9 protein-coding genes are annotated in these 10,566 nt (G+C 72.3%); 2 read left to right on the top strand and 7 right to left on the bottom strand.

The window, feature by feature from the left end; all coding sequences use genetic code 11:
* Positions 1-128: 128 nt before the first annotated feature.
* The 3 genes from AB0J86_RS38515 to ngcE all read right to left on the bottom strand — a co-directional run bounded on the left by AB0J86_RS38515 (position 129) and on the right by ngcE (position 3,455).
* Positions 129-1,037, bottom strand: a complete 909-nt coding sequence (locus AB0J86_RS38515) for a carbohydrate ABC transporter permease (RefSeq protein WP_363863763.1) — start codon at positions 1,035-1,037, stop codon at positions 129-131.
* A complete protein-coding gene (locus AB0J86_RS38510) occupies positions 1,034-1,942 on the bottom strand; it encodes a sugar ABC transporter permease (RefSeq protein WP_363863760.1) in 909 nt (302 codons plus the stop codon). The genes AB0J86_RS38515 and AB0J86_RS38510 overlap by 4 nt, the downstream gene beginning before the upstream one ends.
* Positions 1,943-2,036: 94 nt before the next feature.
* Complete coding sequence (gene ngcE, locus AB0J86_RS38505; RefSeq protein ID WP_363863757.1) at positions 2,037-3,455, bottom strand: N-acetylglucosamine/diacetylchitobiose ABC transporter substrate-binding protein; 1,419 nt, start codon at positions 3,453-3,455, stop codon at positions 2,037-2,039.
* Positions 3,456-3,646: 191 nt separating this feature from the next.
* Here ngcE and AB0J86_RS38500 point away from each other — a divergent pair, with 191 nt between their 5' ends.
* Entirely contained in the window at positions 3,647-5,044 is a 1,398-nt protein-coding gene (locus AB0J86_RS38500; RefSeq protein ID WP_363863754.1) for an acyltransferase, read from the top strand.
* A 17-nt stretch (positions 5,045-5,061) separates the two neighbouring features.
* Here the strand turns inward: AB0J86_RS38500 and AB0J86_RS38495 are convergent, their stop codons facing one another.
* From AB0J86_RS38495 to AB0J86_RS38485, 3 genes are all read right to left on the bottom strand, one after another.
* The gene (locus tag AB0J86_RS38495; RefSeq protein ID WP_363863751.1) at positions 5,062-6,357 is read right to left on the bottom strand and encodes an aspartate aminotransferase family protein; all 1,296 of its coding nucleotides are present in this window, start codon (positions 6,355-6,357) and stop codon (positions 5,062-5,064) included.
* 72 nt (positions 6,358-6,429) lie between these two features.
* Entirely contained in the window at positions 6,430-7,341 is a 912-nt protein-coding gene (locus AB0J86_RS38490) for a hypothetical protein (protein ID WP_363863748.1), read from the bottom strand.
* Between the two features lie 39 nt (positions 7,342-7,380).
* Entirely contained in the window at positions 7,381-8,250 is an 870-nt protein-coding gene (locus AB0J86_RS38485; protein ID WP_363863745.1) for a hypothetical protein, read from the bottom strand.
* A gap of 128 nt (positions 8,251-8,378) precedes the next feature.
* Between AB0J86_RS38485 and AB0J86_RS38480 the strand changes: the two genes are divergently transcribed.
* Positions 8,379-9,344: a hypothetical protein gene (locus AB0J86_RS38480; protein ID WP_363863742.1), complete on the top strand. Its 966-nt coding sequence runs from the start codon at positions 8,379-8,381 to the stop codon at positions 9,342-9,344.
* Between the two features lie 75 nt (positions 9,345-9,419).
* On the opposite strand, the gene AB0J86_RS38475 is transcribed toward AB0J86_RS38480, so the two are convergent.
* A complete protein-coding gene (locus AB0J86_RS38475) occupies positions 9,420-10,463 on the bottom strand; it encodes an aldo/keto reductase family protein (protein WP_363863739.1) in 1,044 nt (347 codons plus the stop codon).
* Between the last annotated feature and the right edge of the window lie 103 nt (positions 10,464-10,566).

Genomic DNA, 10,566 nt, shown 5'->3' with positions numbered 1-10,566 from the left:
TTCTTTCTGCGGGGGGGGCCCCCCCCCCCCCGCGCCCACCCTCCTCTCACGATCCAAAAACCGTGTGTGTTGAGTCCCCTCTACGCCCCCGCCCCCCCCCCCCCCACGGGGAGAGCGCCCGGCGGCGCCTACTTGAGCTGACCGGCGGTGAGTCCGGACTGGACCTGGCGCTGGAACGCGACATAGACGAAGAGCACCGGGAGCATGCCGATGGTCAGGCCGGCGAAGAGCCCGCTGTAGTCGTTCTGGTAGCCCTGGCTGATCGCCAGCGCGGAGAGCCCCTGGGCCAGCACCCACTTGGAGTCGTTCCCCTGCATCAGCACCTGCGGCAGGAGGAACTGGTTCCACTGGCTGAGGAAGTTGAAGATCGCCACGCTGATCAGTCCCGGACGCGCCATCGGCAGCATCACCCGGAAGAAGAGCCGGAAGTGCCCGCAGCCGTCGATCATCGCCGCCTCCCCCACCGACGTGGGCAGGGTGCGGAAGAAGGCGGTGAGGAAGAAGACCGTGAACGGCAGCGAGTACGCCGCGTAGACCAGGATCAGGCCGGTCCAGGTGGCGAAGAGGCCGAGATTGCGCACCACGAAGAAGAGCGGCACCAGGGCGAGGAAGACCGGGAACATCATCCCGCCCACGAAGAGGTAGTAGACGATCTGCCGGCCGCGGAACTCGTACCGGGCGAAGACGTAGGCGGCCGTCGCGCCGAAGAACATCGTCAGCGCCAGCGAGCCGATCACCACCACGCCGCTGTTGAGCAAGTACCGGCCGATGTGCGCCTTGTTCCAGGCCCGCGCCCAGTTCTCGAAGTGCGGCGCGTCCGGCAGCGACCAGGGATCGGCGAGGATCTCCCCGTCGGTTCTGAGCGAGTTGAACACCACCCAGACCAGCGGCAGGACGGTCAGCAGCGCCCAGAGCAGCAGGAAGCCGTGCGAGAAGACGTTCGCCACACCCAGCTCGCGCCGGGGCGGCCGGTCGCCGGTCCGCGCCGTACCGCCGGGCGCGCTCGTCGCCGCCGCGCGGCGCTCCACCGTGGTCACGAGTACTCGATCCGATCACGCCGGGCGGCCCGCAGGGCCAGCACCGCCACCGACAGGGTCAGGAAGAACATCACCACACCGATCGCCGAGGCGTACCCGAACTTGATCTCGGTGCCGAACGAGCTGTCGTACATCCGTAGCCCGATGACGTCGGTGGAGAAGTTGGGGCCGCCGTTGGTCATCTGCTGCACCAGGATGAACCCGTCCAGCGCCGCGATGGACAGGTAGATCCAGGCGACCTGCACGGTGTCCCAGAGCAGCGGGATGGTGATCCGGCGCAGGGTCGTCCAGCGGGACGCGCCGTCGAGCATCACCGCCTCGTAGATGTCGCGCGGAATCGCCTGCATGGCCGCGCCGAAGAGCACCACGTAGAAGCCGACGTTGCTCCAGACCATCACGGCCAGCACGCACCAGAACGCGGTACGCGGGTCGCCGAGCCAGGTGGCGGTGGGGAGGCCGACCGCGCGCAGCGCGCCGTTGAGCAGGCCGCTGTTGGGGTGGTAGACCTCGCGCCAGACGATCGCGATGATCACCACGGAGAGGACCTGCGGGAAGAAGTAGACCATCCGGTAGAACGCGGTGCCGCGCACCCCGACCACGCCGGCCCGGCCCCGCCGGCCGCCCATGTTGAGCATGGTGGCGAAGAAGAGCCCGAGCGCGATCGTCGCCACCGGCACCACGGCCAGCATGATCGCGTTGTTCTTGACCGCGTTCCAGACGTAGCCGTCCCTCAGCAGCGCCGCGAAGTTCTCCCCACCGACGAAGTGGGCGTTCGGCGAGTAGCCGAGCCAGTCCGTGGTGGAGATCTGGAACGCCTGCAGGTACGGCGACAGCACGAAGATGCCGTACAGCAGCAGCGGCGGCACCAGGAAGGTGACGATCAGCGGGTACTTGCCGTGTCTCACGAGATCAGTTCCATATCTGCCCGGCCCGGTGCTCGGTTGCGGTGGGACCGGGTCCGGCCGGCTTCCCGGCCGGCCCCGGCGCCACGGGTACGACTCAGGAAGCGCGCTTGTACTTCGTCACGGAGCTGTCGCTGGCGATCGAGTCGGCGCCCTTCTGGCACTGGTCGAGGAAATCGGCCGGCCCGATCCGGCCGCTGAAGAACTCCCCGCAGGCCGCGTCCACGAGGTTGCGCTCCAGCTTGCGGTAGAAGTTCTGGTAGACCCAGTTGAAGCCGTTGCTGCCGGAGGCGGCCAGCGCCTTGACCACGCTGCTGAGCCCGTACGGCAGCTCGACCCCGTCGGCGGCGCCGGCCACCACGGTGAGGCTGGACGCCTTGCGGGTGAAGTCCTGCGCGCCCTTCTTGGAGAGCATCACCCGGAAGTACTCCAGCCCGCCGGCGACGTTCTTGCCCTTGGCCGGCACGATGAACGGCTCGCCCGCGGTGCCCCGGATCGCCTCGAACGGCAGCTTGTCCCCGCTGCTCAGGCTCGGCGTCGGCGCGACGGTCATGTTGAAGCCGGCCGGGGTGACCTTCTTCTGCTCGCTCTCCAGCCAGGAGCCGCAGGAGATGAGCGCGGCCTGCCCCTGGCACCACGCGGTCTGCGACTGCACGTGGTCGAGGCCCGGCGAGCCGGGCAGGATGTAGCCGTCCTTGACGATCTGGTGCCAGGCGTCCGCGGCGGTCTTCATCGCGTCGGACTTCCAGGCGTTCGGCTCCAGGTTGTCGATCGCCAGGGCCACCTCCGGACCGGCGAGCTTGATCGCCGTGGAGATCAGCGGCCAGCTCATGTAGCGGGGGTGCTTGCCCGCGTACGTCCAGGGCGCCATGCCGGCGTTCTTGATCTGCTTGCAGAGGGCGATGTGGTCGTCCCAGGTCTTCGGGTACTGCCAGCCCCGCTCGGCGAAGAGCTTGGCGGAGTACCAGATGCCGTAGACCGCGTAGGTGTAGTTCAGCACCAGGAACTTGCCGTTGTAGGAGCCGACGTCGACCACGCCGGGAAGCAGCGTCTCCTTGACCGTCTTGCCGGGCACGTCCAGGCTCGGCGCGGCGAGCAGCTCGTTGAGGTCGGCGAGCGCGTTCTGGGAGACCAACCCGTTCGGGTCGATCTGACCCGCGCCCGAGTTGTTGATCACGTCGGGGGGCGTACCGTCGACGAAGCGCGGCTGCATCGTCTTGCTGATCTCCTGCGTCGCCGAGTGCTTGATCGGCGCCTTCGGGTGCAGCTCCTTGTACATCGCCTCGTGCGCCTTGGCGTAGTCCTCGCCGAAGCCGCCGTTGAAGATGACGACCTCCAGCTGGGCGTCGTCCTTGACCCCGAACGGGTTCTTCTCGGTCTTGGCGCCCCGGTTGGCGTCGCCGTTTCCGCTGTCGTCACCGCCGCCGCCGAGCGCACAGCCGCTGAGCAGCCCGGCGGCGGGGGTCGCCAGGGCACCGGCCAGCGCGGTACGACGCAGCATGTCACGCCTGTTCATCGGTCTCTCCTCGGGTCGGTCTGCACGCTGGTGGCGCCGACGGCGCCCGCCGCGGGTCGAGGCAGGAAAAAACTGTTCAGTTGACACAAACTGGTTGAAGGATTCTTACGTTAACGGCGCGCGAACAGCAAGACCTCACAACCGAACCGTTATCCGCCTCGCGCCGGCCCGCCGGCACCTAGCCTGATCACATGCGCCGCCCGCGCCAGCTCGCCGAGCGCACCCCCGCGGGCCGGGAGCGCTACGTCGACCTGGTCCGGGCGGTCGCCATCGCCGCCGTGGTGCTCGGGCACTGGCTGACCATCACCATCGGGTACGACCGGCGCGGCCGGCTCAGCGGGCACTCGGCGCTGCTCGACCTGCCCGAGACCCGCCCGGTCACCTGGCTGCTCCAGGTGCTGCCGGTCTTCTTCCTGGTCGGCGGTTACGCCAACGCCGCCTCGCTGGCCGCGCACCGGCGCCGGGGCGGCGACGGGGTCGGCTGGCTCCAGGACCGCGCCGCCCGGCTGCTGCGGCCCACCACCGCGCTGCTGGTGGTGCTCGCGGCCGCCGCGCTCGTCGCCCGGCTGCTGGTGGGCGCCGGGCCGGACGAGGTACGCACCGTGATCTGGCTGGCCACCATCCCGCTCTGGTTCCTCTCCGCGTACCTGCTGGTGGTGGCCCTGACGCCGGTGACGTACGCGCTGCACCGGCGCCTCGGCTGGCTGGTACCGCTGGCGCTGGTGGCGCTCGTCGCCGCCGGTGACGTCGGCCGCCTGTACGGCCCCGAGTGGCTGGCCGACGGCAGCTTCCTCTTCGGCTGGCTCGCCCTGCACCAGGTCGGCTTCGCCTGGCGCGAGGCGACCGCCCCGGCACCCGACCCGCCACGTCGGCGGTGGGGCTGGCTGCGGCCCGCCCGGCTGCCGCCGCACCCGCGGGTGGCGGTACCGCTGCTGCTCGTCGGCGTACCGGCGCTGCTGCTGCTCACCCTCGTCGGCCCGTACCCGGTCAGCATGGTGAACCTGCCCGGCGAGCGGATCCACAACATGTCGCCGCCGAGCGTCGCCCTGCTCGCCGTGGCCGCCGGCCAGATCGGGCTGGTGCTGCTGCTGCGCGACCCGGGCGAACGCTGGCTGCGCCGCCGGGACCCCTGGGCCGTGGTGATCGCCGTGAACGGCGTCGTGCTGACGGTGTTCCTCTGGCACATCACGGCCGTGGTGCTCCTCGTCGGCGCGCTCGACGCGCTCGGGGTGCTGCCGACCCCACCGGTCGGCTCGGCGGCCTGGTGGCTCTGGCGGCTGGGCTGGCTCGCCGCGCTGACCGTGCCGCTGGCCGGCCTGGTCGCGGTCTTCGGCCGGATCGAGCTGCGCGGCTGGCACCGCCCGGCGACCCGGCCGCGCGGGCTGCCCCCGGCGCTCGCCCGCGCCCTCACCCGGCCGGCGCCCCGGGCGCTGCTCACCGCGGCCGGCTACGCCGCGGTCGTGGCCGGGCTCTTCGGCAACGCCGTGGCCCCGAAGACCGGCGACCACCCGGTCGGGCTGCCGGTGGTGTCGCTGGCCGGCTACCTGGCCGGCGCCGCCCTGCTCCGGCTGCTCCGCTCCCTGCCCTGAGGCGGAGGTCGCCCCGCTCATCCCGCGTCGGCGGCCGCGATGGCCGAGGTGAGGATCTCCAATCCCTCCCGGGCCTCCTCCTCGGTCAGCGTCAGCGGCGGCCCCATCCGGATCACGTTGCCGTAGAGCCCGCCCTTGCCGACGAGCAGCCCGTTGCGCTTGCACTCCTCGAAGACCCGCAGCGTGGCGGCCGGGTTCGGCTCCCGGGTCCCCGGCTGGACGAACTCGACCGCGAGCATCAGCCCCTTGCCGCGTACCTCGGCGACGATGCCTCGGTCGGCGACGGCCGCGCGGAGCCCGTCGCGCAGCACCGCGCCGACCCGCGCCGCGTTGCGCTGGAGGTCGTGCTCGATCAGGTAGTCGAGGACCGCGTTGCCCGCCGCGGTGGCGACCGGGTTGCCGCCGAAGGTGGAGAAGGAGATGGCCGAGACGCTGTCGATCACCTCGGCCCGCCCCACCACCCCGGCGAGGGCGAAGCCGTTGCCGATGCCCTTGGCGAAGGTCAGCAGGTCCGGCACCACGTCGTGGGCCTGGTACCCCCAGAAGTGCTCGCCGGTACGGCCCCAGCCGGTCTGCACCTCGTCGGAGACGAGCAGAATGCCGGACTCGTCGAGCACCTTCTTCCACGCGCCGAGCAGCCCGTCCGGCGGGTGCACGAAGCCGCCGACGCCCTGGACCGGCTCGGCGATCAGACACGCCACGTCGCCGGAGGTCTGGGTGGCGAGCACCTCGCGCAGGTCGTCGACCGCCGCCTCCAGGTGCTCCTGCTCGCCGAGCCGGGAGAGCAGCCCGCGCAGCCGGTCCCCGGAGTGCAGCCAGCTCACCCGCAGCGGGCTGAGGTTGCTCGCCGACCAGCTGCGCGTGCCGGTCACGCCCATCGCCCCGTACGAGCGGCCGTGGTAGCTGTTGCGCACGGCGAGCACCTGGCCGGAGCGGCGGTAGTTCGTGGCGACCAGCAGCGCCGCCTCGTTGGCCTCGGTACCCGAGTTGGTGAAGAAGACCCGCGCGTCCGGGATGCCGGAGAGCCGGGCGATCTTCTCGGCCAGCTCGACCTGCTGCCGGATCAGGTACAGCGTGGAGGTGTGCGCCACCCCGGTACGCAGCTGCCGCTCGACCGCCTCCCGCACCTCGGCCACGTCGTAGCCGAGCATGTTGGTCAGCACGCCGCCGAAGAAGTCCAGGTAGCTGCGGCCCTCGGCGTCGACGACCCGGCGCCCGGAGCCGGAGACGATTTCGATCGGCTCCTCGTAGTAGAGCATCATCCAGGACGGCAGTACGGCCCGGTGCCGGGCCAGCAGGTCGGCGGTGCTCATCGGCGGAGAACCTCCACTGAACGGAACGCGGATCACTGCACGCTCCCACCGACGGCCCGCCCCGGGCAAGGGTCAATCCGGACAACGCGCCCCGGTCCTGTACACCGGGCCGGGGTGGCCGGTGGGGGTCTCGTCGCGCGGTGGCGGCTCCCGCCGGGCGGTGGGGGTCTCGTCGCGCGGTGGCGGCTCCCGCCGGGCGGCGGTACGCGACCGGAACCGGAGCGCCCGCGGCCGGGGCAGGTGCAGCGCGGTGGCGACCACGGCGAAGGCGGCCCACGCCCCCGCCAGCGCCACCTGCTCCGCGCCGTCGCGCAGCAGGTAGTAGCCGACCATGAAGGCGACCAGCGCGATGCTGTTGCGCGCGAAGTGCCGGCTGAACTCGGGCAGGGTGCGCCGCGTCTCGACGGCGACCAGCACGCCCGAGTACGGAAACGTCACCACCATGCCCCGGAGCAACTGGCCGAAGAGCACCGTCACGATCGCCCCGGCCAGGATGACCAGCAGCCTGGCCAGCGGCGGCAGCCCGTTGGCCCGGGGCACCGCCTCCGCCGTGCCCGCCGTGTCCCCTGTGCCCTCTGTCTCCCCGGTGTCCCCTGTCTTCGCCGTCGCCGGGCGGTCCCGGCGGCATGGCGACAGCACGGCCACCGTCCAGAGCACGAGCACCGCGAGCAGCACCGGCGCGAACGGTACCGGCGAGACCAGGAGCAGCCCGGCGCTCAGCGCGACGTAGCCGGCGACGCCGGCCAGGTCGGCGAGCAGGATGTGCCAGCGGAAGCGGTGGTGCAGCACGGTGACGACGAGGAAGAAGAGGGTGAGCCCGACCACCCCGAGCAGCTGCGCGCCGTCCACGGTGAAGTCCGTGCCGACCAGCGCGAGCGTCGTCGGCAGCGGGAGACTGTAGACCAGCGCCCGCGCCCGCACCGAGCGGATCAGGCTGACCGCCCAGACCACCGCCGTGAGCAGCAGCACCCCGACAACGGTCACCCGCTACCCGCCCCTCCCGCGCCGGTCCCGTCCCGCCGGTCAGCCGCTGAACGTCGCGGCGTTCTCGCAGGTCTCGAAGGCGTTGACGAGCCGGTCGAGGTCGACCGGGTTGACCGTGTAGAGGTGTTCGCTGATCTCGCCGTGCGCGCTCATCCGGCCCTCCCAGGCGCCGCTGCCGTCCCAGATGGTCAGGTTGAGGTGCAGGCTCCGGTCGACCGAGCCCCACGGGAGCAGCCCGACCCGTACCCCCGCCGCCCGCTGCTCGTCGAGGAGCGCGCGCAGCTCGTCGGAGATCTCCGCGTAGACGAAGATCCGAGTGATCTTCACGCCGCGGGCGAGCGCGTCCAGGTTGACCCGCCAGTAGTGCCGCCCGACGTCGCTGTGCCACCAGCTCAGCTCGCCGCTGGCCCGGGGCATCACGTTCGTCAGCGCGTCCATCCGGGACGCGCAGTCGCGGGTGGCGCCGAGCAGGTCCTGGTGGTCGTCGCTGTGCCGCAGGATCCGGCCCGCCCGCAGCAGCTCCGTCTCGGCCCGGAACCGGTCGAAGCGACGGCGGGCCTCGACCGCCACCCGGGTCTCCGGGTACGTCTCGACCGCCTCCCGGGTCCCCTCCACGATCGGCGCGATGGCCGAGGTGAGCCAGGGCGCCCCGTCCATCAGGGTGCGCAGGTGGAAGCGGCGCTCGGCGCGGGCCAGCGAATCGACCAGCAACGAGATGGTGGTGCCCATCAGGCCGGCGAGCAGCGACTCCACCCCGGTCGCCGCGCCGGTGAGGTCCAGCGCGACGGAGAGGCAGACCGACAGCGCGATGCCGATGATCGCCACCGGATCGGTGTGCGCGATCAGGCGTACCAGTCCCCGGGCCGAGTCCGTCCGGCTCACCGGGCGGCGCAGGCGCTCCTCGCTCATCGGTCACCCTCCGTCGTACGGGTCCGGGCCGAGAGTATGCGACCTCGACAACCGTCAAGATCGGCGCGCCGGGGGCGGGCCGGGCCCAGTCCCCAACGCCCCGGGCCGGCGCGCCCTATGATCCGGCGGTGTCCGACCGCCAGGTGCCGCTGCCGCCGGGAACCCCCGGCGCCTCCCCCGCCCGGATCGCCGCCGGCATCCACGACTGGATCACGTCGGAGCCGGTCCGCTCCCTCGTCGCGGCGTTCGGCGGCCGGTACCCGGACGGCGACACCGCCGCGACGCTGGCCTGGCTGGACGACTTCTCCGCCCGGCACTGGGACTTCCGGCGGGGGCGGGAACGGCCGGAGGCGACCGAACCGGCGCTCGACCCGGCGACCGCGCGGCTGGTACGCGACGCCGCCCGCGCGCTCGGCATGGTCGAGGCGGCGCCCCCGCCCCGCTCCGCGTACGCCTATCTGCTGGTCCTGGGCGGCCTCGCGCACGGCTGCCTGCGCCGGACCCGGTACGCCGCGCGGCTGCTGCGCGACGGGCTCGCGGTGACCGGCGAGGTCGCCGTGCTCGGCAGCTTCCGCCCGCTCTCCCCCGCGGAGCGGGAGTTGCTCGACCGGGCCGGGTTCGCCGGCTGCGCGACCGAGGTGGACGCGCTGGAGGCCGGCGTGCGGGCCGCGTTCGACTGCCCGGAGCCGGAGCGGGTCGACTCCTCCCCCGGCGACGACCCGCACCGCTCCTGGTCGGTACGGCGCTACCGGCCGACCGGGCTGCCGCCGGTACGGGTGCTCGCGGCACCGTCCAGCGATCCGGCGGTACGGCGCGCCCACACCGCCGACACCCAGCTCTTCTGGGCCGGGCAGGTCGCCCTGGCCCCGGGCGACCCGACGCTGATGGTGACCGCGCCGATCTACGTACCGTTCCAGCACTGCGACGCGGTACGCACGCTGGCCCTGCCCTCCGGCTGCGGCATCGAGACCGTCGGCGTCGACCCGGGGCTGCGGGTCGAGCCGGAGCCCGAGCCGGCCCTCACGCCGGGGCGGTACCTCCAGGAGGTCCGCTCCGCCCTGCGCTCCATGCGCGCCCTGCACGCCGCACTCTGACCGGCCCGCCCCCACCAGCCTCCGTCGATCTAGGGCAAATCCCCGTTAGTTGACCTCCAAACACGGGGATTTGCCCTAGATCGACGGGGCGGGGGCGGCCGGGCCGGCCCACTCGGGCTTGACCGACATCATCTGGGCGGTCTTGGTCGGGTCGCGGTCGACCAGGTCGCCGAGCACCTCGTCCACGCGGGCCAGCACGTCGTCGCCGAGCCGCACGCCGGCGGCGCCCGCGTTCTCGGTGACCTGCTCGGGGCGGGACGCGCCGACGATCGCCGAGCTGACCCCGGGCGTACTCAGCGTCCAGCCGATCGCGAGCTGCACCATCGAGAGGCCGGCCTCCGCGGCGACCGGGCGCAGCCGCTGCACCCGCTCCAGCAGTCGCTCGCCGAGGACCCGGCGGATGAAGCGGGGCGCCCGCCCGCCGCCGGTCGCCCGGGAGCCCTCCGGCGGGCGCTCCCCGGGACGGTACTTGCCCGTCAGCACCCCCTGCGCCAGCGGCTGGAAGACGACCTGGCCGATCCCCTCCCGCCGGCACAGCGGCAGCACCTCGGGCTCGATGACCCGCCAGAGCATGTTGTACTGCGGCTGGTTGGCCACGATCCGGCCGCGCAGCCCCAACTGCCCGGCGAGGTCCAGCGCCGCCCGGATCTGCGGGGCGGTCCACTCGGAGACGCCCAGGTAGCGGGCCTTGCCCTGGCGTACCAGGTCGTCGAAGGCGAGCAGGGTCTCCTCCAGCGGGGTGCGCTCGTCGTACCGGTGGGCCTGGTAGAGGTCCACGTAGTCGGTACCGAGGCGGCGCAGCGAGGCGTGGCAGGACTCGACGATGTGCTTGCGGGACAGTCCCCGGTCGTTCGGGCCGTCCCCGGTGGGCAGGCAGACCTTGGTGGCGATCTCCAGCGACTCCCGGCGTACCCCGCGCAGCCCCTCGCCCAGCACCTCCTCGGCGGCGCCCTGCGCGTAGACGTCGGCCGTGTCGAACGTGGTGATGCCGGCCTCCAGCGCGGCGCGTACGCACGCCAGCGCGGCCTCCCGGGCGACCAACTCGCCGTGGGTGAGCCAGTTGCCGTAGGTGATCTCGCTGACGTACAGGCCGCTGCGGCCGAGACGACGATGCTCCACGGCCGGCGACGGTAGCACGCCCCACCCTCCGTCGATCTAGGGCAAATCCACGTGATTAGAAATCGACTAACGAGGATTTGCCCTAGCCCGATTGTCCCCGCGC

It is taken from the genome of Micromonospora sp. NPDC049559, assembly GCF_040676675.1.
GTDB lineage: Bacteria > Actinomycetota > Actinomycetes > Mycobacteriales > Micromonosporaceae > JBFAPK01.
This window is presented reverse-complemented; position numbering and strand designations above follow the sequence as displayed.

Coding starts and splice junctions, on each gene's coding strand:
- AB0J86_RS38500 (WP_363863754.1), top strand. CDS start 3,647: ATGCGCCGCCCGCGCCAGCTCGCCGAGCGCACCCCCGCGGGCCGGGAG.
- ngcE (WP_363863757.1), bottom strand. CDS start 3,455: ATGAACAGGCGTGACATGCTGCGTCGTACCGCGCTGGCCGGTGCCCTG.
- AB0J86_RS38485 (WP_363863745.1), bottom strand. CDS start 8,250: ATGAGCGAGGAGCGCCTGCGCCGCCCGGTGAGCCGGACGGACTCGGCC.
- AB0J86_RS38495 (WP_363863751.1), bottom strand. CDS start 6,357: ATGAGCACCGCCGACCTGCTGGCCCGGCACCGGGCCGTACTGCCGTCC.